At 59.9% G+C, this 24428-nt stretch carries 18 protein-coding genes; 9 read left to right on the forward strand and 9 right to left on the reverse strand.

Annotation, left to right across the window (positions count from 1 at the left end; genetic code table 11):
• Nucleotides 1-154: 154 nt before the first annotated feature.
• Nucleotides 155-430 carry a hypothetical protein gene (locus DBP26_RS08045; protein ID WP_108240088.1) on the forward strand — a complete coding sequence of 92 codons (276 nt, stop codon included), beginning with the start codon at nucleotides 155-157 and terminating at the stop codon, nucleotides 428-430.
• Between the two features lie 175 nt (nucleotides 431-605).
• Here DBP26_RS08045 and DBP26_RS08050 read toward each other — a convergent pair whose 3' ends face one another.
• Complete coding sequence (locus DBP26_RS08050) at nucleotides 606-1946, reverse strand: DEAD/DEAH box helicase (RefSeq protein ID WP_108240107.1); 1341 nt, start codon at nucleotides 1944-1946, stop codon at nucleotides 606-608.
• 176 nt (nucleotides 1947-2122) lie between these two features.
• On the opposite strand from DBP26_RS08050, the gene DBP26_RS08055 reads away from it, so the two are divergent.
• Complete coding sequence (locus DBP26_RS08055) at nucleotides 2123-3376, forward strand: mechanosensitive ion channel family protein (protein ID WP_108240089.1); 1254 nt, start codon at nucleotides 2123-2125, stop codon at nucleotides 3374-3376.
• A gap of 184 nt (nucleotides 3377-3560) precedes the next feature.
• Here DBP26_RS08055 and DBP26_RS08060 read toward each other — a convergent pair whose 3' ends face one another.
• From DBP26_RS08060 to DBP26_RS08070, 3 genes are all read right to left on the reverse strand, one after another.
• The gene (locus DBP26_RS08060) at nucleotides 3561-3794 is read right to left on the reverse strand and encodes a hypothetical protein (RefSeq protein WP_108240090.1); all 234 of its coding nucleotides are present in this window, start codon (nucleotides 3792-3794) and stop codon (nucleotides 3561-3563) included.
• A gap of 174 nt (nucleotides 3795-3968) precedes the next feature.
• The gene (locus DBP26_RS08065) at nucleotides 3969-4835 is read right to left on the reverse strand and encodes a carboxylate/amino acid/amine transporter (RefSeq protein ID WP_108240091.1); all 867 of its coding nucleotides are present in this window, start codon (nucleotides 4833-4835) and stop codon (nucleotides 3969-3971) included.
• 405 nt (nucleotides 4836-5240) lie between these two features.
• Nucleotides 5241-5555 (reverse strand): 3-phosphoglycerate kinase, encoded by a 315-nt coding sequence (locus DBP26_RS08070; RefSeq protein WP_108240092.1) that lies wholly within the window; start codon nucleotides 5553-5555, stop codon nucleotides 5241-5243.
• Between the two features lie 50 nt (nucleotides 5556-5605).
• Between DBP26_RS08070 and DBP26_RS08075 the strand changes: the two genes are divergently transcribed.
• From DBP26_RS08075 to DBP26_RS08090, 4 genes are all read left to right on the forward strand, one after another.
• Nucleotides 5606-6532: a LysR family transcriptional regulator gene (locus DBP26_RS08075; protein ID WP_108240093.1), complete on the forward strand. Its 927-nt coding sequence runs from the start codon at nucleotides 5606-5608 to the stop codon at nucleotides 6530-6532.
• Between the two features lie 36 nt (nucleotides 6533-6568).
• Nucleotides 6569-7348 (forward strand): alpha/beta hydrolase, encoded by a 780-nt coding sequence (locus tag DBP26_RS08080; RefSeq protein WP_108240094.1) that lies wholly within the window; start codon nucleotides 6569-6571, stop codon nucleotides 7346-7348.
• Nucleotides 7349-7499: 151 nt separating this feature from the next.
• On the forward strand, nucleotides 7500-8066 hold the full coding sequence (locus tag DBP26_RS08085) for a peptidylprolyl isomerase (RefSeq protein WP_108240095.1): 567 nt from the start codon (nucleotides 7500-7502) through the stop codon (nucleotides 8064-8066).
• A gap of 177 nt (nucleotides 8067-8243) precedes the next feature.
• On the forward strand, nucleotides 8244-10103 hold the full coding sequence (locus DBP26_RS08090) for an ABC transporter ATP-binding protein (RefSeq protein ID WP_108240096.1): 1860 nt from the start codon (nucleotides 8244-8246) through the stop codon (nucleotides 10101-10103).
• A gap of 117 nt (nucleotides 10104-10220) precedes the next feature.
• Here the strand turns inward: DBP26_RS08090 and DBP26_RS08095 are convergent, their stop codons facing one another.
• A complete protein-coding gene (locus DBP26_RS08095; protein ID WP_108240097.1) occupies nucleotides 10221-11348 on the reverse strand; it encodes a GNAT family N-acetyltransferase in 1128 nt (375 codons plus the stop codon).
• A gap of 275 nt (nucleotides 11349-11623) precedes the next feature.
• Here DBP26_RS08095 and DBP26_RS08100 point away from each other — a divergent pair, with 275 nt between their 5' ends.
• Complete coding sequence (locus DBP26_RS08100; RefSeq protein WP_108240098.1) at nucleotides 11624-12904, forward strand: putative porin; 1281 nt, start codon at nucleotides 11624-11626, stop codon at nucleotides 12902-12904.
• Between the two features lie 161 nt (nucleotides 12905-13065).
• Here DBP26_RS08100 and DBP26_RS08105 read toward each other — a convergent pair whose 3' ends face one another.
• The 4 genes from DBP26_RS08105 to fadD2 all read right to left on the reverse strand — a co-directional run bounded on the left by DBP26_RS08105 (nucleotide 13066) and on the right by fadD2 (nucleotide 22316).
• Nucleotides 13066-14187 (reverse strand): beta-ketoacyl-ACP synthase III, encoded by a 1122-nt coding sequence (locus DBP26_RS08105; RefSeq protein WP_108240099.1) that lies wholly within the window; start codon nucleotides 14185-14187, stop codon nucleotides 13066-13068.
• A 260-nt stretch (nucleotides 14188-14447) separates the two neighbouring features.
• Nucleotides 14448-18359 (reverse strand): ATP-dependent RNA helicase HrpA, encoded by a 3912-nt coding sequence (gene hrpA, locus DBP26_RS08110; protein ID WP_108240100.1) that lies wholly within the window; start codon nucleotides 18357-18359, stop codon nucleotides 14448-14450.
• A gap of 254 nt (nucleotides 18360-18613) precedes the next feature.
• Nucleotides 18614-20311 carry a long-chain-fatty-acid--CoA ligase FadD1 gene (fadD1, locus tag DBP26_RS08115; protein WP_108240101.1) on the reverse strand — a complete coding sequence of 566 codons (1698 nt, stop codon included), beginning with the start codon at nucleotides 20309-20311 and terminating at the stop codon, nucleotides 18614-18616.
• 316 nt (nucleotides 20312-20627) lie between these two features.
• Nucleotides 20628-22316: a long-chain-fatty-acid--CoA ligase FadD2 gene (fadD2, locus tag DBP26_RS08120; RefSeq protein WP_108240102.1), complete on the reverse strand. Its 1689-nt coding sequence runs from the start codon at nucleotides 22314-22316 to the stop codon at nucleotides 20628-20630.
• Between the two features lie 211 nt (nucleotides 22317-22527).
• Here fadD2 and DBP26_RS08125 point away from each other — a divergent pair, with 211 nt between their 5' ends.
• Together DBP26_RS08125 and DBP26_RS08130 are read left to right on the forward strand one after the other, a co-directional pair.
• Nucleotides 22528-23472, forward strand: coding sequence for an alpha/beta hydrolase (locus DBP26_RS08125; RefSeq protein WP_108240103.1), 945 nt, complete (start codon nucleotides 22528-22530; stop codon nucleotides 23470-23472).
• Between the two features lie 43 nt (nucleotides 23473-23515).
• Nucleotides 23516-23986 (forward strand): MaoC family dehydratase, encoded by a 471-nt coding sequence (locus DBP26_RS08130; RefSeq protein WP_108240104.1) that lies wholly within the window; start codon nucleotides 23516-23518, stop codon nucleotides 23984-23986.
• Nucleotides 23987-24428 lie beyond the last annotated feature (442 nt).

The following is a 24428-nucleotide window of genomic DNA, read 5'->3' on the forward strand; positions in this document are numbered from 1 at the left end:
GTTGCCCGTGACGTCCGGTCAGCGGGTCAGGTATCCAGCATTGCGACCCAACGCGCTCAGGGCCGTTCCAGCGAAGCGCCCAACGGTCACAGGGTGAACTTTTGCTGACACGGCCCTCTCCACTCCAGTAAGCCCGCCAATGACGGAGGCCGTCATGAAAACCCTGACAAGTATCGCTGGCGCGATGACCCTGCTGACGGTGGCGTCTGCCTGGGCCTGCACGCCTGAGGAGGCGCAAGCCAAACGCGAGCAACTGGCGCAGGAAGTCCACCGGCTGACCCAGCAAAGTCCGGAAAAGGCCAAGGAATTGAATCAGGAAATCAAGGACATGCAACTGGAGACCTCGGCCAGGGAAGTGCCGGACAAGTGCCAGTTGATCGATCAGCGATTGAAGGAGATGGATGAAGCGGGGAAGAAAGCCGACGGGTAGACACCTGGGGTAGACACCTGGGATCGATGCCTACTCCGGCCTGCGCGCACTGGACGCATTCGCTCACGGTAGAAGGGGCGAAACAGCGCGCGCCCCAAGCCAAGCATGGCATCAACGTAATGGGAGGCGTCCACTAAGACGGCATCCCGCGCCCAAGGCTGCCCCCCCTTAAGCGTTACTCCGAGACCGGTGGCCGGATCACGCGCTTCTTCAACGGCGCCATGCCGTCCTGACTGACCAGTGACTCGGCCTTTGGCCGGTTCACCGTCTTGCGTTTGGTCGGCGCTTTGGCAAGGGCCTTTTTCTTGTCGCCCTTGCCGTCGGTCTTTTTCTTCTTCGCCCCAACGGCCTTGCCCGACGCCTTGACCTTCTTCGGACCGGTATAGCTGCCCTTGACCTCTTTGATGGTGCGGCGCTCGAACTTCTGTTTCAGATAGCGCTCGATGCTCGACATCAGATTCCAGTCGCCGTGGGTAATCAGCGAGACCGCCAGTCCCTCGGCGCCCGCGCGCCCGGTACGGCCAATACGGTGGACGTAATCGTCACCCGTGCGCGGCATATCGAAGTTGATGACCATGTCCAGGCCTTCGACATCCAGCCCGCGAGCCGCCACATCGGTGGCGACCAGAATCTTCACTGCGCCTTGCTTCAGGCGATCGATGGCCAGCTTGCGGTCTTTCTGATCCTTTTCGCCATGAAGCACGAAGGTCTTGTAATTCAGCGCCACCAGACGCCCGTAGATCCGGTCGGCCATTGCGCGAGTGTTGGTGAAGATGATCGCTTTCTGATACGTCTCGTTGGCGAGCAACCAGTGCAGGACCTGCTCTTTATGGACGTTGTGGTCTGCCGTCACGATCTGCTGGCGGACGCCTTCGGCCAATTCGCTCACGTTGTTGACCTGCAAGTGCTGCGGGTCCTTGAGCACCTTGGTGATCATCTCGCGCAGGCCGGAACCGCCCGTAGTGGCGGAGAACAGCAGCGTCTGCTGACGGTTGGCGCATTCGTTGGCCAGGCGTTCGACGTCTTCGGCGAAGCCCATGTCCAGCATGCGGTCGGCTTCGTCGAGCACCAGCAACTCGACTTCCTTGAGGTCCAGATTGCCTGCGTTGAGATGCTCCAGCAGGCGCCCTGGCGTGCCGATCAGGATATCCGGCACCTTGCGCAGCATTGCCGCCTGCACCTTGAAATCTTCGCCGCCGGTGATCAACCCGGCCTTGATGAAGGTGAATTGAGAGAACCGCTCCACTTCCTTGAGGGTCTGCTGCGCCAACTCACGGGTCGGCAGCAGGATCACGGCACGAATGTCGACCCGTACCTTGGCTGGCCCGATCAGGCGGTTGAGCATGGGCAGTACGAAAGCGGCTGTCTTGCCGCTCCCGGTCTGCGCCGTCACCCGCAGGTCCCGCCCTTCCAGCGCCAGCGGAATGGCCGCCGTTTGCACAGGCGTGGGCTCGACGAAATTGAGTTCGGCCACGGCTTTGAGCAGGCGTTCGTGCAGGGCGAATTGGGAGAACACGGGTGGTACCTCGACGGGATGCAAAAAAACAGTCGCATAGGTTACCGGTTTAAGCCGCATTCGCCGAGTTTCTTTAGCTCAACGGGGCTAATTTGTTTCTGGATCTTCCCATTGCTGCGCCGCAGCCATCACCAATGGTCTAATCGCGCCTTTTTTCTTCAGGAGAACTTGCGCCCATGGACACCTCATCTCTCTGGCTGCGCGTCCAGGAACTCTGGAACGTGCTCGAACATCAACCCATGCTGCGCACGGGCATGGGTCTGCTGGTGCTGCTGATTACCGCACTGGCGATGGGCCGTCTGATGCGTTTCGTCATCCTGTACACCATGAAGGCCTTGGGCCGCCAACCGGCGTTGTTCTGGATCAACGATTTTCTGCATAACAAGGTCTTTCACCGTCTGGCGCAGGTGACGCCTTCCGTGGTCATCCAGTTCGGCCTGAACCTGGTTCCCGACCTCAGCGCCACCACGGCCCATGTCTTGAGCAACGTGGCCCTGGCCTTCACCATTCTGTTCCTGATGCTGACCGTCGGGGCGTTGCTCAATGCCCTTCTGGACCTCTACGCCCGCACCGAACATGCACGCACCCGCTCGATCAAGGGGTATGTGCAACTGGCGAAGATGATTCTCTATGTCTTCGCCGCCATCATCATTGTCGCCACGCTCATCGACCGTTCCCCGCTGTTGCTGCTGTCCGGGCTCGGCGCGATGTCGGCGGTAATCCTGCTGGTCTATAAGGACACCCTGCTGTCCTTCGTGGCCAGCGTTCAACTGACCAGCAACGACATGCTGCGCGTGGGCGACTGGATCGAAATGCCACAGGTAGGGGCAGACGGCGATGTGGTGGACATCACGCTGCACACCGTCAAGGTGCAGAATTTCGACAAGACCATCGTCTCCATCCCCACCTGGCGCCTGATGTCCGAATCGTTCAAGAACTGGCGTGGCATGCAGCAGGCCGGAGGTCGCCGGATAAAGCGCAGCCTCTACATCGACGCCAGTGGTGTGCGTTTCGTGGCAGATGCCGAAGAGCAGAGGCTCACGCAAGTGCGCCTGCTCACCGACTACATGGGCCGCAAGAAGGCCGAACTGAACGCCTGGAACGAGGCCCAGGGCAACGTCGCCGAGCTGTCTGCCAACCGCCGTCGCATGACCAACATCGGCACGTTCCGCGCGTACGCCCTGGCCTACCTGAAAAGCCACCCGGACATTCATCCAGACATGACCTGCATGGTTCGCCAGATGGAAGCCACCGCCCAAGGCGTGCCGCTGGAAATCTACTGCTTTACTCGCACCACCAGTTGGGCGGATTACGAGCGGATTCAGGGGGACATCTTCGATTACTTGCTGGCCATCCTGCCGAAATTCGGTCTGAGCCTTTACCAACAACCGAGCGGGTCAGACATGAGGGTCGGTTTGGCTGTGCGCTGAACGATGTGCTCGCCACACTATTGAAAACCGTTGTCGCGCATATAGCGCGTCACATCGACTCATCATAAAGCACCGCTATCGCCTCAATTAAGTACGTTGATTCATTAATTAAGCAACCATAAAAAACCCGGCTACTGCCGGGTTTTTAGGTGAAGTTCAGACGTATCCGAAAGAGCGCCTTGACTCAGTAGCGCTGATAGGTCGAACCGAACTCTTTACGATTCTCCGCAACGATCACAGTGCTAGAGGCCTTGCTATCAAAGGGTTTAACCGCATCTTTGCTGGCCAGCTTGCTGTCCAGAACACTGGCGCTGGAGCTGTCGACGATGGCGCGCTGGTAGGTTTTCTCAGGGCTGGCGAAAGCCGAGCCTGCCGCGAGGATGGAAAGTGCGAAGCCGAATGCGATGGACTTTTTCATGATCTTGATCTCCGGTAAGCCAGTAAGTTTCAAAGTTGAGTTTCGATGTAAGCGGGTTAGTTCGTTTCGTTGGGGCCAATTTATTCGGTCGGCCCTTACATGAAAAACCAAGCGTGCAGATATCGAACATCAACTCCAATGATGTAAAGCACTAGAGCCTCTAGACCAACGCTTTCAAGCGTTCGGCGTGCGCGAGGTCAAGCTGAACTGGCTGATCCATACCGACGAAATGATCACCAGGCCGCCAAAAAACAGCTTGGTCAAATCCTCTTCCTGCCCCCAGATCAGCAGGTTGATCAGCAAACCGACCGGTACGTGAAGGTTATTCATCACCGCAAGGGTGGCCCCATTGACCAGGCAAGCGCCTTTGTTCCACCAGTACATGCCGAGCGCGGTCGAACACAGGCCCAGAAACAGCAATACGCCCCACTGCTGGGGCCCATCGGGCAGATGCTGCGCGTTACCGAACATCAGAAACGCTGGTAAGGCCACGGCCAGCGCACCCAGGTAGAAGTAGCCGAAGCGTCGGTAATGCGGCAGGTCGCTTGGGTGCCGTGCCACCAGATGCTTGTACAGCACCTGCCCTGCCGCATAGGTGAAATTCGCCACTTGCAGCAACAGGAAACCGCCGAGGAAGTGCGCATCGACGCGGTCGTAGCGAATGATCACGGCGCCCAACACCGCAACCATGGCCGCGAGCAGGCCCCAGCGGTTGAACCGCCGGTTCAGCGCATCTTCGATCAGGGTGACATGCAGCGGCGTGAGGATGGTGAACAGCAACACTTCCGGCACGCTCAGCACGCGGAAGCTCAAGTACAGGCAGACATAGGTGACGCCAAATTGCAGCGCGCCGATCAACAGCATGCCGCGCAGGAAGGCGGGTTCGACTTGACGCCAACGGGTCAAGGGAAGAAAAACCAGCCCGGCCAGCAGGACGCGAATCAATACGGCGAAATAACTGTCGACGTGCCCTGCCAGGTAAACCCCGATCAAGCTGAATGAAAATGCCTGGATCAATGTGACAAACAGTAAATAGCCCATGGTCGCCTCGTTTCGAAGGCCGCGACCTTAGCGGTTTCAGGCTGCCCCGTTCAAGCATTCTCCAGGCAATAAAAAACCCGATCGTCCGACGCTATCAGGCGCGGTGATCGGGCGACGTACTCAGGAGCGGTTCGAGTACCAAAGGAGTCGATGAACACAGGAAGCATCCCTCGCGGGAATTAACGGACCATTAAGCCTTCCGCTCGCGCTAGAACGAGCGGTAGCTTTCGAGGGCGAACCTGTAAGGCACAAGGGCGCGTGCAACGGATGGAGCGCCGTTGCGGCAATGGAAGCGAGACTAGCGATAAGGTATTCGATGAAAAAGCACAAAAATTTGCTACTAAATATCTAATAATTTGTTTTAGTCACCAGACGCCTCTAGGCTCTTCGTCAGTACAGCGGTGCTCACTGTGGGTCGCAGGTCAATTTGATGCGCAATTTGACAATCTCGCGACTGAACTTGACGGTAACGTTGGCACTGCTTTTTGGCGCGAGCTGAACGCGCCGGGTCCGGGGAGCCTCGGGGCCGTTGCTGAATACCGCCGTGCACTTGGCGGGTACATCGCCATAGTTATTGATGGTGACGGTGCCGATGTCATACGCGGTGTCATGGCTGGTGTAATCGATTTGCACACCGTTGATGTGCTTTTCCACGTCAATCGGGTAGGCAAATGCGCTTAACGGCAGCATCGCCAGCAGCACACAACAGATTTTTTTCATGCGGCAGTCTCCCAGAAAGATGGGCCAGCTTAGGACAGAAGGAACGAAAGATGAAAGCGCCCCGTGTGACCCTTGATCAATGGCGCACCCTGCAAGCAGTGGTCGATCACGGCGGCTTCGCCCAGGCGGCTGAAGCGTTGCACCGCTCACAGTCGTCAGTCAGTTACACCGTCGCCAGGATGCAGGAGCAACTGGGCGTCCCATTACTGCGTATCGACGGGCGCAAGGCCGTGCTGACAGACGCGGGCGAAGTACTGCTACGGCGTTCGCGGCAACTGGTGAAGAACGCCAGCCAACTCGAAGACCTGGCCCATCACATGGAACAGGGCTGGGAAGCAGAGGTTCGCTTGGTAGTGGACGCCGCGTACCCCAATGCCCGGCTGGTGCGCGCGCTGACGGCCTTCATGCCGCAAAGCCGCGGCTGTCGGGTCAGGCTCAGGGAGGAAGTGCTTTCCGGGGTCGAGGAAGTTCTGCTTGAAGGCGTGGCGGACCTGGCCATCAGCGGGTTCAATATTCCCGGCTACTTGGGCACTGAAATGAATAGCGTCGAATTCGTGGCCGTTGCCCATCCCAATCACTTTTTGCACCAGATGCAGCGGGAATTGACGTTCCAGGACCTGGAAAGCCAGTTGCAAGTGGTGATTCGCGATTCGGGCCGCAATCAACCCCGGGACGTCGGCTGGCTGGGCGCCGAACAGCGTTGGACCGTGGGCAGCCTGGCCACGGCGGCCAAGTTCGTCAGCAGCGGTCTGGGCTTTGCCTGGCTGCCGCGGCACATGGTCGAGCGAGACATCCGCGAAGGTGTGCTCAAGCCCCTGCCATTGGACAAGGGTGGCAGTCGAAACCCGACTTTCTATCTTTACGCGAGCAAGGAAAAGCCGCTCGGGCCTGCCACGCAGATCCTGGTCGAATTGATCCGGACTTTCGATACCGCACCGCTGGACGCGGCGTTCCCGACGCCTCAACAGGCCGTTTGACCCGCTCACCTTGATCTTGCGCTACGGGAGGTCTCGATGCCCCGCTTCGAACATGACGGCTGCGCTTTGCATTACGAGGCATTCGGTCAGGGCGATCCGGTTTTACTGGTTCACGGGTTGGGGTCCAGCGGCCAGGACTGGGAATATCAGATTCCAGTCCTGGCAGCCCGATACCGGGTGATCACCTTGGATGTCCGAGGCCATGGGCGCTCCGACAAGCCGCGCGAGCGCTACAGCATGGCCGCGTTCAGCGCGGACGTCCAAGCGCTGATCAGCCACCTGCAGACTGGCCCCGTGCACCTGGTGGGGTTATCGATGGGGGGCATGATCGGCTTCCAGTTGGCGGTCGATCGCCCAGAGCTGCTCAAAAGCCTGACCATCGTCAACAGCGCCCCAGCTGTCAAAATCAAATCGTTCACCGACTTTCGGCAATTCGCCAAACGCTGGTTGCTGGCGAGGGCATTCAGCATGGAAGCCATCGGCAAGGCACTGGGCAAGCACCTGTTCCCCCTCCCAGAACAGGCCGACTTGCGAGAAAAGGCAGCGCTGCGTTGGGCGCAGAACGATAAACGCGCCTATCTGGCAAGCTTCAGTGCCATCGTCGGCTGGGGAGTGGAGGACGCGCTGTCGCGCATCCAATGCCCGACGCTGATTGTAACGGCCGACAACGATTACACGCCGGTCGCGCTCAAGGAGGCGTATGTGCGGCTTATGCCCAATGCGAGACTCGTGGTGATCGAAGACTCCCGCCATGCGACACCGCTGGATCAACCTGACGCCTTCAACCGCGCGCTGCTGGCGTTCCTCGACTCATGACGTTCCTGACGCCAGCTCATCCACCCTTGCAAACCCAGGCCTGCGTGGCGGGCCCACGAACACCGCCCGGATGCCCCCTGTCAAAATCTGCGCAAACGTGGTTCCCTTGCCAACGTTTGCAGTCGAACAATCAATCAGGACCCACCGCCCCATGCTGAAAAAAATTGCCCTTTGCGCCGCCGCTGTTCTGTTCGCTTCCAAGCTGATGGCCGCTCCTGCGCCGCATGTCGTGCTGGATACCAGCTTTGGCCAGGTTGAAATCGAGTTGAACCAGGACAAGGCGCCCGTCAGCACCGCCAACTTCCTCAAGTACGTGGACAGCAACTTCTATTCGAACACCGTTTTCCACCGGGTGATTCCAGGCTTCATGGTTCAGGGAGGCGGCTTCACGCAGCAGATGGGGCAGATGACGCAGAAGCCGACCAACGACCCGATCAAGAACGAAGCCGACAACGGCCTGCACAACGTGCGCGGCACCCTCGCCATGGCCCGGACGTCCGATGTCAATTCGGCGACCAGCCAGTTTTTCATCAACGTCGTCGACAACAGCATGCTCGATCATGGCGTCCGCGATTACGGCTACGCCGTGTTCGGCAAGGTGGTCAAGGGGATGGACGTGGTCGATCAGATCGTCAACGTCCAGACCGGTAACGTGAAAGGCATGCAGAACGTGCCGCTTGACCCGATTTACATCAAGTCGGCCAAGCGCGTGAACTAAGCTGTCTGACGCGTGCAAAAGCCGGGCACGCGCCCGGCTTTTTCGTTTTCGGGAGGCACATCACAGGAAAAAAACCGAGCAATCGGGCGCTGATGTGGTCTGATCGGGGACGCATGCAACATCGCCCATACAGCCCCTCAGAATGGAGAGCCCGCTCAAGCGTGGGCGTCATAGCCAATGCTCTATCGCCGTTTCGAACAGCTCATCGATATTTTCCGCGAAGCGCCGACCGCCGCCCCACCTAACCGGGTCGTCGCGTTTTACGTGTATTACCTCAAGCAGGTCTGGCCCAGCTTTCTCGCGCTGCTGGTGGTGGGCTTGATTGGCGCACTGATCGAGGTGTCGCTGTTCAGCTACCTGAGTCGTATCATCGACCTGGCCCAAGGCGCCCCCAACCCGAATTTCTTCAGCGACCATGCGCTGGAACTGGCGTGGATGGGCATCGTCGCCCTGGTCCTGCGCCCGATCTTCGTGGCCCTGCATGACCTGCTGGTCCACCAGACCATCAGCCCCGGCATGACCAGCATGATCAACTGGCAGAACCATAGCTACGTGCTCAAGCAAAGCGTGAACTTCTTCCAGAACGACTTCGCCGGCCGTATCGCCCAGCGCATCGTGCAGACCGGCAACGCGTTGCGTGACTCCGCCGTGCAGACCGTGGATGCCATGTGGCACGTGCTGATCTATTCGATCGGCGCCCTGGTGCTGTTCGCCGAGGCCGACTGGCGCCTGATGATCCCGCTCCTGAGCTGGATCGCCGGTTTCGTCATCGCCCTCTGGTATTTCGTGCCACGGGTCAAGGCACGCTCAGTAGTGTCGTCGGATGCGCGCTCGAAGCTGATGGGGCGCATCGTCGACGGCTACACCAACATCACCACACTCAAGCTCTTCGCACACACCAGCTCGGAGCAGCAGTATGCGCGCGAGGCGATCAGCGAGCAGACGGAGAAGACCCAACTGGCGGGCCGCGTGATCACTGAGATGGACACTGTAATCACCGCGCTCAACGGCATCCTGATCGTCTGGACCACGGGCCTTGCACTGTGGCTCTGGACGCAGTCGTTGATCTCGGTCGGCGCGATTGCCCTGGCGACCGGCCTGGTGATCCGCATCGTCAACATGTCCGGTTGGATCATGTGGGTGGTCAACGGCATCTTCGAGAACATCGGCATGGTGCAGGATGGCTTGCAGAGCATTTCCCAGCCCGTCGGCGTGACGGACCGCGAGGGGGCTCCGAAACTGGTCGTCAGCCGCGGCGAGGTGAAGTTCGAGCACCTGCAATTTCAGTACGGCAAAAGCAAAGGGGTGATCCACGACCTGAACCTGAACATCAGGCCGGGCGAGAAAATCGGTCTGATCGGGCCATCGGGCGCCGGCAAATCAACGCTGGTCAACCTGCTGCTGCGTCTGTACGACGTGCAGGGCGGGCGTATCACCATCGATGACCAGGACATCGCCCATGTCGCGCAGGAGAGTCTGCGCTCACACATCGGGATGATTACGCAAGACACCTCGCTGCTGCACCGCTCGATCCGCGACAACCTGCTGTACGGCAAACCCAATGCCACGGATGCCGAACTGTGGGAAGCGATGCGCAAGGCGCGGGCCGATGAGTTCATTCCCTTGCTGACCGATTCTGAAGGGCGCAGCGGGCTGGACGCCCATGTGGGGGAGCGTGGCGTCAAACTCTCCGGAGGACAGCGCCAACGCATCGCGATCACTCGGGTCCTGCTCAAGGACGCACCCATTCTGATCATGGACGAAGCCACGTCGGCGCTGGATTCGGAGGTGGAAGCGGCGATCCAGGAAAGCCTGGAAACCCTGATGCAGGGCAAGACCGTGATCGCCATCGCGCACCGTTTATCGACCATCGCGCGAATGGACCGCCTGATCGTGCTGGAAAATGGGCGGATCGCCGAAAGCGGTACCCATGCCGAGCTGCTGGCGCAAAAAGGCCTGTACGCGCGGCTGTGGGCGCATCAGACCGGGGGCTTCGTAGGGGTCGAGGATTTCCCTCTGGCACCGCAGTCTTTGTGACAGGAAGGCGCGGTTTTCGGTGAGTTGAGCGGTCGCTCGTCAACCCGCCGAGGACCGCCCTCGCGCAACCTGGCGCCCCGGTGCGCACACCCAGTGTGCGGATGCGGGGCAGCTCAATCACCCGGCCTGTCGATACGGCAACGCGGCTCGCGCCTCCTCTGCGTAAGCCAGAATACCCGCCCGCTCCCGCTCGAGAAATTCGGTCACCGCTTCGCGCAAACCTGGATGCGCCAGGTAATGCCACGAATGGGTAATCACCGGCTCGAAGCCCCGAATCAGCTTGTGCTCACCCTGTGCGCCGGCATCGAACCGCTGCACACCTTGGGCGATGGCGTAATCCATGCCTTGATAAAAACAGGTCTCGAAATGCAGCCGGTCAAATTCGGCCAGGCACCCCCAATAGCGGCCGTACAGACTGTCGCCGCCCATCAGGCTGAACGCCATAGCCACCGGGCGTGCGCCCTGCTTTGCCAGAACCACCCGAATGCTGTCGGGCATCCGCTCGGCCAGCAGGCTGAAGAACGCTCGGGTCAGGTAAGGCGCCTGCCCGCGCACTTCATAGGTGTTGGAATAACAGGCGTAGACAAAATCCCACTGCGCCTCGGTCAGCGCGTGGCCATGCAGCCACTCGAACTCGATTCCCTGCCCCGCGACCTGCTCGCGCTCTTTGCGCATCTGCTTGCGCTTGCGTGAACTCAAAGCGTCGAGGAAGTCCTGGAAATCCCGGTATCCGCGGTTCTGCCAGTGGTACTGACAACCGATGCGCGCAAGCCAGTCCGGCTGTTGGGCGAGCGACGCGTCAAGCGTCGGGTCGGTGAAGTTGACGTGCACACTGGATAGGCCCTCTGCCTCGGCGTAGCCAGGCAAGCAGGCAAGCAACTCACCTCCCTCCTCCGGCGTTCTGGCCAGCAGGCGCGGACCGGTGACCGGGCTGAATGGCACGGCCACCAGCAACTTGGGGTAATAGCTGATCCCCGCGCGGCGACAGGCGTCGGCCCAGCCGTGGTCGAACACATACTCGCCATAAGAATGCCACTTGCGGTAAGTCGGCAAGGCGGCGATCAACCGTTCGTTTTCATAATGCAGAAGATGCTCAGCGCGCCAGCCAGACCGGGGACCGAGGCTGCCGCTGTCTTCCAGCGCGCTCAAGAAGGCATGGCGCAGGAAAGGCGAATCACCCGGGATCAGCGCATCCCACTCCGACGCCCCGAGATCCGACAACCTGTCCAAACGATGCAACGCCATCGACTGTTCCTCTTGCCCGCCAACGTTTGCGCAGTATCACCCATTAAGCGGAGGCGCACATGAAATTCGCACGCGGACGCTCTAGACCGCAGTTGGCGCCTGCGCTGCCCCTGTCATTGACGTGCCATCACCTAGCCATGAGCCTGTCATAAACGATCGTGATACTGGCGCCTGTTTTTAGAGCCCTCTGTTCTTAAAACTCATTTTCCCCGTCCGTTTGAAGGTCGGTCGTTTCCGGGATGGCTCTGTCCTCCCTCTCATCTACGGAGATTGATATGCGTCTTGCTTCCACGAAAACTGCGGCAGCCCTGTGTGGCGGTCTGCTGCTGGCCGCCAGTGTACCGGCCAGTGCCGCAGTCGACGCGAAACTGCTCGACATGCTCAAGGCCAACGGTTCGATTTCGCAAGCTCAGTACGCCGAATTGCAAACCGAACTGGCCAAGGATCAGCAAGCTCAAGCGCAAGCCCAAAAGGCACAGGCCGATCAGATTGCCGCAGCGACTGCCAAGTCTTCGGAACTGTCGGCGTTCGAACAGAAGGTGGCCTGGGCTGCCAAGACCCAGTTCAAGGGCGATGTCCGCGTGCGTCAGGAAACCATCAAGATCGATGGCCAGAACAATTCGCAAGACAAGGATCGTCAACGCATCCGCGTGCGTCTGGGCGCCTACACCGACATCAATCCCCAGGTCAGCACCGGCATCCGTATCGCCACCGGCGGCAGCAACGATGCCCGCTCCACCAACCAGGACCTGGACGGCTATTTCGTCAAGAAAGACCTGTGGCTGGACATGGGCTATATCGATTACCACCCGACCGCTCTGCCGAACCTGCACATCATCGGCGGCAAAATGGCTCAGCCGTGGGTGAGCATGGGTGACATGATCTGGGACAGCGACATCAACCCGGAAGGTCTGGCGGCCACCTACAGCCTGCCCATCAACAAAGGCTTCGAGCTGTTCGGCAGCGCGGGTAATTACACCCTCAAGGACAACATCAACGGCGACGGCACTCAGTTCAAGAATGACTTGCGTCTGAACGCGGCGCAGTTGGGTGCCAAGTTCACGCCTATCGACGCCCTCAAGGTCACGGCCGGCGCGAGCATCTACCAGTATCAGAACGACAAGGACAGTGCCGCGTTGCGCGTGAACGGCAACAACACCGACCGCTTCCGTCTGCTGGAAGGCTTTGGCCAAGTGGACTTCAACGGTCTGGCCGTGCCCCTGGCGCTCTACGGTCAATACGTGACGAATAACGCCACCGACAGCGACGAAGACACCGGCTGGCTGGCAGGCGTGAAGACCAAGGTGTTCGGCTTCGGTCTGGATTACAACTACCGCGACGTTCAGCGCAATGCCGTGGTCGGCGCCTTCACCGACTCCGATTTCGCCAACGGCACCACCGGCTCGCGCGGTCACAAGCTGGGCGTTTCCTACGACATCGACAAGAACTTCGCAATCGGGGCCACGTACTTCCTGACCAAAGCGGACTACGCCGTGGCCTCTCAACGCGACGCCGACGCCAACACCCTGCAATTGGATGTACTGGCCAAGTTCTAAGCGCTCGAATCGGCTGCAACGTTTAGCGGCATGCTCATAGCGTCAGATTCGAGTGCTCCCTCGACCTGACGCGACTCTCCCAGCCTGGCGCTGCCCTGTCGGATCCCCATCATCCGTTCCGACAGGGCACGCCAGGCTGTTTTTTTCTGGATACCGCCCGATCACTTCTTGCGCAGAATCACGCTGCCGATCGAATACCCTGCGCCGAACGAGCTCAGCACGCCCAGGGCGCCGCTGGGCAGATCGTCCTGGTATTTGTGGAAGGCGATCACCGAGCCCGCAGAGCTGGTATTGGCGTAACTGTCGAGAATGACCGGCGCTTCCTCGACGGTGGCATCGCGGTCGAGCAGCTTCTTCACGATCAAGTGGTTCATGCTGAGGTTCGCCTGATGCAGCCAGAAACGCTGCACGTCACTGGCATTGAGGCTGTTTTCCGCCAGGTGAGTGGCGACCAGGTCGGCCACCATCGGGCAAACCTCGCGGAAGACCTTGCGGCCTTCCTGAACGAACAGCTTGTCTGGCTTGCCCTCGCCCTCTTCGGCGGTGCGGTTCAGGAAGCCGAAGTTGTTGCGGATGTTGTTGGAGAACTGGGTCAGCAGCTTGGTGCTGACGACCTCGTACTGGTACGGGGAGGTGGCCAGGTCCGCGCGCTCGACGACCACCGCCGTCGCCGCGTCGCCGAAAATGAAGTGACTGTCGCGGTCACGGAAGTTCAGGTGGGCGGTGCAGATTTCCGGGCTGATCACCAACACGGCGCGCGCTTGGCCCAATGTGACACTGTTGTAGGCAGTCTGGATTCCGAACGTGGCCGACGAGCAGGCGACGTTCATGTCGAAACCGAACCCTTGAACACCCAGGGCAGCCTGGATTTCGATGGAAATCGCCGGGTATGCGCGTTGCAGATTGGAACAGGCGACGATGACGCCGTCGATATCGGCCGCTGTACGTCCGGCGCGCTCGAGGGCGTGTTTCGCCGCAGCGACGCCCATTTCACACAGAACGGACCACTCGTCATTCGAGCGTTCGGGGAGCCGGGGCTTCATGCGTTGCGGATCGAGGATGCCGGCCTTGTCCATGACGAAACGGCTCTTGATGCCGCTGGCCTTTTCGATGAATGCCGCACTGGACTCGGTCAGCGCCTGCACTTCTCCGGCCTCGATGGCGGCGGCATTTTCAGCGTTGAACTGCGCGACGTAGGTGTTGAAAGAATTCACCAGTTCATCGTTGGAAATGCTGTTGGCTGGGGTAAATAGCCCTGTGCCACTGATCACGACGTCGTACACGGTCGTTCCTCTCTTCTTGGATGGCAGCAGACAAGACGCCTGCGCAAGCATGGTGCCGACCGTTTGTGGGACGACAGTACCAATGCAACGATAAAGCCCCCCATTTGATGGGGGATGGTTATTTGTAATGCAGTGCCGTTTTAACCGCGAAGTGTGCCACAACGGCTGCCATTTGGCGCTAGCCAAGCACCGAACGCCGAAGGCGAGCCCTTCACGGAAGCCATGTGCCGTGAGCGTCAGCCTGCTCACGTACGACGGCCTCACCCCTCGACCTGACTCCACTGTTTGCTCAAGCGCTTGTCGGAAATCGGCACCTTGGTCCCCAACTGCTGACCGAAGAGCGACACGCGGTACTCTTCCAGCCACCAGCGATAGACGGTGAGTTCCGCATCGCGCTTGCCTTCCTGGGCATGCTTCTCGGCACGCGTCTGGTATTGCGCCCAGAGGTTGCCCAACTCAATGCTCCAGACCCGGTCTTTCTGCACCTGCGCCCCCAGCTTTTCAAGGCGCAATTCGATGGCCTTCAGATAACGTGGCAACTCCTTGAGCCAGACCGCAGGTGTCTCACGTACGAAACCGGGATACACCAAGTGCCCGAGCTGTGCCTTGATGTCGTTCAGGGCCACGGCCTGAGCCAGATCGATCTTGCCCTTGAAGCGCTTCTGCAGGCCGTGCCACAGCTTGAGGATCTCCAGCGTCAGCCGGGCCAGCCGTTCGGCGTGCTCGGTGAGGCTGCCGCGCTTGCGCTCGGCCAACGACAGCAAGCCTGCGCCGTCCCGGGGCAAGGTGGCTTCGCCGTCGAGAATGCAACTGTCCAGACTCGCCAGCAGGATGTCTTCGATCAACGCATCGACGCGCCCCATGTCACGGTACAGCAGCGCCAGTTCGGTCTGCCCCGGCAATTTGCTGCGCAGAAACTTCGCAGGTTCGGCCAGTTGTTGCAGGAGCAGACGCTGCAAGGCGCGGCGGTGTTGATAGTCGGCTTCGGCCTGGGTGGAAAAACGCCCTTCCTTGACCGTACCGCCTTCTTCCACAAGGGCGGGGTAGACCGTCATCGACAGCCCGGCAATCTTTTGTTGGGTTTTCTCTTCCACCTTGGCGAAGCCTTTCGCTTCCACCGGTTGCTGGGCCTTCGCCGATTGCGGCACCGCGAGGGCGGCCTGACCGGCTTCGGCAAAACGCGCCGTCAAGGCGTCCAGATCGCGCCCTTCGCCGAGAAACTTGCCCTGGGCGTCAACCACCTCCAGGTTCATTTTCAGGTGGCTTTCCACCTGCTGCGCGGACTCGGCCCACGCCTCGTCCGGCACCCGTGCGCCGGTCATGCGTAGCAATTCGCGGCCCAACGCCTGAGGCAGCGAGCCGTCGGCGAAGACCATGCGTTGCAACGCGGCCTTCACGAAATCCGGGACCGGTACAAAGTTCTTGCGCAGGGCTTTGGGCAAGTTGCGCACCAGCGCCACGCACTTGTTTTCCAACAGGCCCGGGACCAGCCACTCCAGACGCTCGGCAGGCAAGGACAACAATAACGGTGCGGGCACCCGCAAGGTCACCCCGTCGCGCGGATGGTTGGGCTCGAAGTGATAGCTTAATGGCAGGGTCAAGTCCCCCAGCCGCAGGGTGTCGGGGTACAGATTGGCGGTGACTTCGCTGGCTTCGCGCGCCAGAACATCTTCCTCGCGCATGATCAGCAGATTCGGGTTTTTCTGGCTCTCCGTCCGATACCACGCATCAAACGTCGCGGTCTGGTGAATCTCCGCGGGTAAGCGGGCATCGTAGAAACCGAACAGCGTTTCTTCGTCGGCCAGAATGTCTCGCCGCCGGGCCTTGGCCTCAAGCTCGTCCAACTGTTCGAGCAACCGGGTATTGGCGCTCAGGCATTTGGCCCGGGACTGAATCTCGCCACGCACCAACCCCTCGCGAATGAAGAACTCACGGGACACCACCGGATCGATGGGGCCGAAATGCACCGGCCGCCGCCCGACGATGATCAGGCCGAACAACGTGATCTGTTCGTAGGCGACCACCTGCCCGCGTTTCTTCTCCCAATGGGGCTCGAAGTGATTTTTCTTCACCAAGTGGCTGGCCAACGGCTCGATCCACTCAGGCTCGATTTTCGCGACCATGCGCGCATAGAGCTTGGTGGTTTCCACGAGTTCGGCGGCCATGATCCATTGCGGACGCTTTCTGCCCAGTCCGGACGAGGGATGCACCCAGAAACGCCGTTGGCGTGCGCCCAGGTAGTCGCCCTCTTCGGTTTTTTGGCCGATCTGGCTCAGCAGCCCGGAGAGCACGGCTTTGTGAAATTTGGGGTAATCCGCCGGTTCCTTGTTGACATTCAACTGCAGGTCGCGGCAGATCAGGCTCAACTGCCGATGCGCGTCACGCCATTCGCGCAGCCGCAGATAATTGAGGAAATTGCGTCGGCACCAGTTGCGCAGCGGGCTTGAACTCAAGGCCTGGCGCTGCTCCTCGAAGCCCCGCCACAGATTGACCAGCCCGGCGAAGTCCGAGTCCTGATCCTTCCACTGCGCGTGGGCCTGATCGGCGGCCTGCTGGCGCTCGGGTGGGCGCTCACGAGGGTCCTGAATCGACATCGCGCTGGCGACGATGAGCACTTCCTGAAGGCTGCCCTGTTTGGCCGCTTCCAGCAGCATGCGGCCCATGCGCGGGTCCACCGGCAGGCGCGCCAGTTGGCGGCCCAGCGGAGTGAGCTGGTTTTCGCGGTTAACCGCTGACAGCTCTTGCAACAGGTTGAAACCGTCGCTGATCGCCTTGCCATCCGGCGGCTCGATGAACGGGAAGTCGGTGATCTGGCCCAGCCGCAAATGCAACATCTGCAGAATGACCGCTGCCAGGTTGGTGCGCAGAATCTCGGGGTCGGTGAATTCGGGGCGCGAGAGGAAATCCTCTTCGCTGTACAGGCGCACGCACAGCCCCGGCTCGACGCGCCCGCAACGCCCTTTGCGCTGGTTGGCGCTGGCCTGGGAAATGGCTTCGATGGGCAGGCGTTGAACCTTGGCGCGATAGCTGTAACGGCTGATCCGCGCCGTCCCCGTATCGATCACGTAGCGAATGCCCGGTACGGTGAGCGAGGTCTCGGCAACGTTGGTGGCCAACACCACGCGACGACCAGGGTGCGACTGGAAAATCTTCGCCTGCTCGGCAGGGGTCAGGCGTGCGTACAGCGGCAGAATCTCGGTGTGTCGCAATTGAGCCTTGCGCAGCACTTCGGCGGCGTCACGGATCTCCCGCTCGCCGGGCAGAAAGACCAGCACATCCCCGGGGGTCTTGCGCTCGGCACGCTCGAAGGCATCCAATTCATCGAGGGTCGCGAGAATCGCCTGATCGACCGTCAGGTCGTCCTCGACGCTATTGCCCTCCTCGTCCTGCTCGGCGGTGAGGGGACGGTACCAGGTCTCCACCGGAAAGGTCCGGCCCGACACCTCCACGATCGGCGCCTTGTCGAAATGCTCAGAGAACCGCTCGAGATCGATGGTCGCCGAGGTGATGATGACCTTGAGGTCCGGGCGACGTGGCAGCAGGGTTTTCAGGAAACCCAACAAGAAATCGATGTTCAGGCTGCGCTCGTGGGCTTCGTCGACGATGATCGTGTCATAGCGCTCCAGAAACCGGTCATGCTGGGTTTCGGCCAACAGGATGCCGTCGGTCATCAGCTTGATCAGGGTGTTTTCGTCACTCTGGTCTTCGAAGCGCACCTGATAGCCAACCAGACCGCCCAGGGGCGTGCCGATCTCCTCGGCAACCCGGCTGGCGACACTGCGCGCCGCGATCCGACGCGGCTGCGTGTGGCCGATCAACCCGTGCTGCCCGCGGCCGATTTCCAGGCAGATCTTGGGCAACTGCGTGGTCTTACCCGAACCGGTCTCGCCTGCAATGATCAGCACCTGATGCTTGAGCAGCGCCTCCTTGATCTCGTCGCGCTTGGCGGCGATGGGCAGGTTCTCGTCATAGCGAAGCGTCGGAACGCTCTGCTTGCGTGAGTTCGCCAGCGCACACGACGCCTGCACGCGCTCGACCCATTGCGCGAGCCTTGCCTCGTCAGGCTTCTTGCGCAGCTCGTGCAATTGGCGGCGCAGGCGATGGCGATCCCTGATCATCGCGTGGTCGAGGTTCTTGAACAGGGAGTCGATGGAGGGCGATTCGTCGGTCATCAGGGCGCGAAGTCTTTACTTTCTGAAAGCAGGGCGCGGATTGTCGCAGATTTACCCGCAGACGACACATGATCGTTCCCACACTCCGCGTGGGAATGCATCCCCAGACGCTCTGCGTCACCGCGAATAACCGACGCGGAGCGTCGAGGGCGGCGTTCCCACGCAGAGCGAGGGAACGATCAGGAGCAGTTTTGCGGTATGTCCGAAAACGACAAACCCCACACGAAGGCGGGGTCCGTCGATGTGGAGCAAGATCAGGCGGGTTTCTTCAGCGCCAGTTTTTTCAGTTCTTCATCACGCAGCTCGCGGCGCAGGATCTTGCCGACGTTGGTGGTCGGCAGCGCGTCGCGGAACTCGACGCTGCGCGGTACCTTGTAGGCTGTGACGTTGCCGCGCATGTGCTCCATGACCTGCTCCTTGGTCAAGGTCGCGCCCGGCTTGACCACCACGAAAATCTTGATGGCCTCGCCCGATTTCTCGTCCGGCACGCCAATCGCCGCACATTGCAGGACACCCGGCAGGGTCGCGAGCACATCTTCGAGCTCATTCGGGTAAACATTGAAACCGGAGACCAGAATCATGTCTTTCTTGCGGTCGACGATGCGCATGTAGCCATCGGGTTGAATGATCGCGATATCCCCCGTCTTCAGCCATCCCTCGGCATCGAGCATTTCATCGGTCGCTTCCTGACGCTGCCAGTAGCCTTTCATGACCTGAGGGCCTTTGACGCACAACTCACCCACTTCGCCCAGCGCCAGTTCTTCGCCGGCATCGTTGATGGTCTTGCACAAGGTCGATGGCACCGGAATACCAATCGTGCCCATTTGAATCTTCTGGATGGGATTGACGGTGGCGACCGGGCTGGTCTCTGTCATCCCGTACCCTTCGCAGATCGAACAACCCGTGACCTCTTTCCAGCGCTCGGCGACAGCCAATTGCAACGCCATCCCGCCGGAGAGGGTGAGTTTGAGCGTAGAAAAATCCAGCTTGCGGAAATCGGGGTTATTGCACAGCGCCACGAACAGGGTATTCAACCCGACGAAGCCGGTGAACTTCCATTTCGACAGCTCCTTGACCATGGCTGACAGATCGCGCGGGTTGCTGATCAGAATGTTGTGGTTACCGATCAGCATCATCGACATGCAGTGAAAGGTGAAGGCGTAGATGTGATACAGCGGGAGCGGCGTGATGAGCGTTTCCGTGCCTTCATTGAGGTTGGAGCCCATCAGCGCCTTGCACTGCAGCATATTGGCGATCAGGTTGCGGTGCGTCAGCATCGCGCCCTTGGCCACGCCGGTGGTGCCGCCGGTGTATTGCAGCACCGCGACATCGCTGCTCTTCGGCGACGCGTCGTTCACTGGCCGACCGTGCCCCTGTGCCAGCACGTCATTGAATTTGACGGCCCTGGGCAGGTGATAGGGTGGGACCATTTTCTTCACGTACTTGATGACGCTGTTGACCAGCAGGCGCTTGAGAGGCGGCAGCAGGTCGGCGACTTCGGTGACGATGACGTGTTTGACGCCTGTCTTGGGCAGGACTTTCTCGGCCAGATGCGCCATGTTCGCCAGGCAAACCAGCGCCTTTGCGCCGGAATCGTTGAACTGGTGCTCCATTTCCCGCGCGGTATACAGCGGGTTGGTATTGACGACGATCAGTCCGGCGCGGATGGCGCCGAAGACGGCAATCGGATATTGCAGTACATTGGGCAACTGCACCGCGATACGATCACCCGGCTGCAGGTCGGTGTGCTGTTGCAGGTATGCCGCGAACGCGCCGGACAGTTGGTACAGCTCGCCATAGGTAAGGGTCCTGCCCAGGTTGCTGAAGGCAGGTTTATTGGCGAAACGCTCGCAGGACTGTTTCAATACCGCCTGGACATTTGGGTACTCGTCCGGGTTGATATCGGCAGCAATACCAGACGGATATTTATCCTTCCAGAAATTTTCGATCATGGAAGCCGACTCCTCAGCGACAGCGTTTCTACACACCGCTCGAAGCGATGATTTCTTGTGTTTGGAATGGTTGTAGCCACCGCTTTCTGCCTATCGACTGAACAAAAAGCGGGCCGAGCGTAGCAGCTTTGCCGAGGGTCGACCAGAGGCAAAAGCAGCCTCTATAGTCACGAACATGACTCTTGAATAATGTTTAGTCACGTTTAGAGCAATGAACCTAAATGTCGAAATTGTGCCCTGCCTTCACTGCACCGTTGCCCCTTGCCCCAAAAAAAACGGCGTGTTTCGCAACACGCCGTTTTTGTTTATAGCCGTTTCAGGCCATGTCGCGCAGTTCTCGCCGCAGAATCTTGCCCACCGGCGTCATGGGTAACGACTCGCGAAGCACGATGTGCTTGGGAATCTTGTAGCCCGTGAAGTTTTCCTTGCAGTAGGTTTTCAGCTCTTCGGTGGTGAGACTGGAATCCCGAGGGACCACGAAGAGCTTCACGGCTTCTCCTGAGCGTTCATCGGCGACCCCAATGACCGCGCAGTTGGCCACCTTCGGATGGCGGGAGACGACGTCCTCGATTTCGTTGGGATAGACGTTGAATCCCGACACAATAATCAGATCTTTCTTACGGTCGACGATTCGAATGAACCCGTCGGGGTCAATCACCGCAATATCGCCGGTCTTGAGCCAGCCTTCGCTGTCGATCACTTCGGCCGTCGCATCCGGTTTATGCCAATAGCCGAGCATGATCTGCGGCCCTTTCAGGCACAACTCGCCCCGCTCGCCCAAGGGCAACTCCTCGCCCTCGTCATTGATGATCTTGGCGCTGGTGCCTGGCACCGGCATGCCCACCGTGCCGACCTTCGACTTGCCGCCGTAGGGGTTGGCCGTGGCCACCGGGGAGGTTTCAGTCAGGCCGTAACCCTCGACGATGGGGCATCCCGTCAGTTCCAACCAGCGCTCAGCCGTGGCATTGACCAACGCCGTGCCGCCCGAGTTGGTCAGCCGCAGGTTGGAAAAATCCAGCGTTTTGAAATCAGGGTGGTCCATCAGCGCCACGAACAGGGTGTTGAGCCCCAGCATCGCCGAGAACTTCCACTTCTTAAGCTCCTTGATGAAGCCTGCGATGTCGCGAGGGTTGGTAATAAGGACGTTATGGTTGCCGCTGACCATCATGCACATGCAGTTACAGGTGAAGGCATAGATGTGGTACATCGGCAGCGGCGCGATCATGATTTCACTGCCCTGCCTGAAAACCGGCAGCCCATCCGGGCCATGCTGCAACATACAGGCGTACACCTGCTGCATGTTGGCGACCAGGTTGCCATGGGTGAGCATCGCCCCCTTCGGTGAACCCGTGGTGCCGCCGGTGTATTGCAGCACCGCGATGTCGTCCAGATCCAGCGGCACGCGCTGCAGGTGGTCGCCCCGGCCCAGTTTCAACACGCTCTTGAACGATACGGCCTGAGGCAAATGGTACTCCGGCACCATCTTCTTGATCTTTTCAACGACGGTGTTGATCAACCAGCCCTTGGCGGCAGACTGCATGTCACCCATCTTCACTTCGATCAGGTATTGAATGTCGGTGTCGGGCAAAACTTCCTGGACGTTTTTGCCAAAGACATTCAGGTAGACCAAGGCCCGCACCCCGGCATCCTTGAATTGGTGGCGCATCTCACGGGCGGTGTAGAGCGGGTTGGTGTTGACCACGATCAGCCCGGCGCGCATGGCACCGAAGACTGCGATGGGGTACTGGATGAGGTTGGGCATCTGCACGGCGATGCGGTCGCCCGGCTTGAGCTCGGTCTGCTGCTGCAAATACCCGGCGAAGGCCGCCGATCGCCGCTCCAGCTCGGCGTAGCTGAGCGTCACGCCCATGTTGCTGTAGGCGGGACGATCTGCGTATTTCTTGCAGTTGCGCTCGAAAACTTCGACCACTGACTGATAGGCGTGCAGGTCCACTTCAGAGAGGACGCCCTCCGGGCGCTTGTCGTTCCAGAAATCAGGTTGCATGTTGTTTTTATCCTCATACCTGAGAGCGCTGTGACACGCTTGTGATTGCCCGACGTTAGCAGTTGAGGCAAAGAAGGCAAATACCAGGGCAGGCGTCATCACCGACGTGAATCTCGCGAGTGATCTGACCGCCATTGGATAACGGCTATACACTGCGGATCGGTACTCGCCCAAACGCTTTTTAACGACACATTCATACAAGGCCAGGTCCATGACGCACGACGCCTTTTGGCTCGACACTTCTGATCGAACCCGCCTGTTCGTCAACGCCTGGCAGCCCACGATTCAGCTCAAGGCCGTGGTGATGCTGTCCCACGGCATGGCCGAGCACAGCGGGCGGTATGAACGACTGGGCCTGGCCCTTGCCGAAGCGGGGTATGCGCTGTATGCCCTCGATCAACGTGGTCATGGCCGCACGGCCAGCCAAGGGATACGGGGTCATTACGCGGATCGGGATGGCTGGAACAAAGTGGTGGGTGACCTGGCCACGCTACGAGCCTCGATTGCCTTGCGCCATCCGGGTATTCCGGTGTTCCTGCTCGGCCACAGCATGGGCAGCTACATCGCGCAGGCCTTCCTGCTGCATCACAGCGCCAACCTGCAGGGGGCGGTGCTCAGCGGCTCGAACTTTCAACCGGTAGCGCTGTACCGTATCGCTGCGGTCATTGCTCGCCTCGAACGCTGGCGTCAGGGGCCGACGGGGCGCAGCGCATTCATCGAGTTTCTCTCTTTCGGCTCATTCAACAAGCGGTTCAAACCCGCTCGCACGCCTTTCGACTGGCTGAGCCGTGATCCACATGAGGTCGATCGGTACCTGAGCGACCCACTGTGCGGCTTTCGTTGTACCAATCAGTTCTGGATCGACATGTTGGGCGGGCTGCAACGCATCAGCAGATCGTCCAGCCTGGCGCAAATCGACAAGCGCCTGCCGATGCTGATCATGGGCGGCGAATGTGATCCGGTGAGCGAAGGCCGACGTCTCAAGGATCTGGCCGAGGCCCTGCGCAGTGCGGATCATCCTTACGTCACATTGAAACTCTACCCACAGGCCCGGCATGAAATCCTCAACGAAACCAACCGAGACGAAGTCACTCGTGATTTACTCGCCTGGCTCGACGAGGCGCTGACGGAGCCCCGCCCGCCCCGCAGTGAATGAATGCCTCGTTCTCACTTTTCATCTTCAGTCACAGGACCGCAGCATGACTCACGTTACCAACACGCCCTACGAAGCGCTGGAAGTCGGCCAGAAGGCCAGCTACACCAAAACGGTCGAAGAGCGTCATATCCAACTGTTCGCCGAACTCTCCGGCGACCGTAACCCGGTGCACCTGGATGCCGAGTTCGCCGCCAAGACCCTGTTCAAGGACCGCATCGCCCACGGCATGTTCAGTGGCGCACTGATCAGCGCCGCGGTCGCCTGCGAACTGCCCGGGCCTGGCACGATTTATCTGGGCCAGCAGATGAGTTTTCAAAAGCCGGTGAAGATCGGTGACACCCTGACCGTGCGCCTGGAAATTCTCGAAAAGCTGCCGAAGTTCAAGGTGCGGATCGCGACCAACGTGTACAACCAGAACGATGAATTGGTGGTTGCAGGTGAAGCGGAAATCCTCGCACCGCGCAAGGAGCAGAACGTGACGCTGGTGGAATTGCCGACCATTACGGTGGGTTGAAGCCCGAAATCCGCAGTCGCGAGGTCCACTTTCTTCAGTTCTGCTTTGCGCTTGAAATGCGGTAGACCAAACGCCGCCGAACGCATGTGTGTCCCGGCCGGACCCAGTTTTGTGGAGTGGGTTGAGCGACCGGGAGCCGCGAGAGCCGCGCGGCCATGGATGGCCGTCCGTGGTGTGCCCACGGAGCGGCGCCGAGGCAAGCCACCGTGCATTCGGTCCGGCTCCCAGCTCACATGCAAACGGATCTGCCCCCGATTCCAGCCGCACCAGCTCCAGCAATCCAGTGGAGCCGTGTGTCCGGATATAGGCGAGCTGATCCATTGGCGACGGTGACGCCGATTCACTGTTCCGCTTTTACAGCGGCCCCATTTGTCTTGGTGTATAGACCGGAGACATGGTGGACACGTGTGCGGAGACATGGTGGACACTTTTCGGCGAGATA

This window comes from Pseudomonas sp. RIT409, from assembly GCF_003052515.2.
In the GTDB taxonomy this organism is placed as follows: Bacteria; Pseudomonadota; Gammaproteobacteria; order Pseudomonadales; family Pseudomonadaceae; genus Aquipseudomonas.

What these genes read in the sequence shown, in the direction of transcription:
- DBP26_RS08045 (WP_108240088.1), top strand. Translation starts at nt 155, where the DNA reads ATGAAAACCCTGACAAGTATCGCTGGCGCGATGACCCTGCTGACGGTG.
- DBP26_RS08055 (WP_108240089.1), top strand. Translation starts at nt 2,123, where the DNA reads ATGGACACCTCATCTCTCTGGCTGCGCGTCCAGGAACTCTGGAACGTG.
- DBP26_RS08060 (WP_108240090.1), bottom strand. Translation starts at nt 3,794, where the DNA reads ATGAAAAAGTCCATCGCATTCGGCTTCGCACTTTCCATCCTCGCGGCA.
- DBP26_RS08065 (WP_108240091.1), bottom strand. Translation starts at nt 4,835, where the DNA reads ATGGGCTATTTACTGTTTGTCACATTGATCCAGGCATTTTCATTCAGC.
- DBP26_RS08070 (WP_108240092.1), bottom strand. Translation starts at nt 5,555, where the DNA reads ATGAAAAAAATCTGTTGTGTGCTGCTGGCGATGCTGCCGTTAAGCGCA.
- DBP26_RS08075 (WP_108240093.1), top strand. Translation starts at nt 5,606, where the DNA reads ATGAAAGCGCCCCGTGTGACCCTTGATCAATGGCGCACCCTGCAAGCA.
- DBP26_RS08080 (WP_108240094.1), top strand. Translation starts at nt 6,569, where the DNA reads ATGCCCCGCTTCGAACATGACGGCTGCGCTTTGCATTACGAGGCATTC.
- DBP26_RS08085 (WP_108240095.1), top strand. Translation starts at nt 7,500, where the DNA reads ATGCTGAAAAAAATTGCCCTTTGCGCCGCCGCTGTTCTGTTCGCTTCC.
- DBP26_RS08090 (WP_108240096.1), top strand. Translation starts at nt 8,244, where the DNA reads ATGCTCTATCGCCGTTTCGAACAGCTCATCGATATTTTCCGCGAAGCG.
- DBP26_RS08095 (WP_108240097.1), bottom strand. Translation starts at nt 11,348, where the DNA reads ATGGCGTTGCATCGTTTGGACAGGTTGTCGGATCTCGGGGCGTCGGAG.
- DBP26_RS08100 (WP_108240098.1), top strand. Translation starts at nt 11,624, where the DNA reads ATGCGTCTTGCTTCCACGAAAACTGCGGCAGCCCTGTGTGGCGGTCTG.
- hrpA (WP_108240100.1), bottom strand. Translation starts at nt 18,359, where the DNA reads ATGACCGACGAATCGCCCTCCATCGACTCCCTGTTCAAGAACCTCGAC.
- fadD1 (WP_108240101.1), bottom strand. Translation starts at nt 20,311, where the DNA reads ATGATCGAAAATTTCTGGAAGGATAAATATCCGTCTGGTATTGCTGCC.
- fadD2 (WP_108240102.1), bottom strand. Translation starts at nt 22,316, where the DNA reads ATGCAACCTGATTTCTGGAACGACAAGCGCCCGGAGGGCGTCCTCTCT.
- DBP26_RS08125 (WP_108240103.1), top strand. Translation starts at nt 22,528, where the DNA reads ATGACGCACGACGCCTTTTGGCTCGACACTTCTGATCGAACCCGCCTG.
- DBP26_RS08130 (WP_108240104.1), top strand. Translation starts at nt 23,516, where the DNA reads ATGACTCACGTTACCAACACGCCCTACGAAGCGCTGGAAGTCGGCCAG.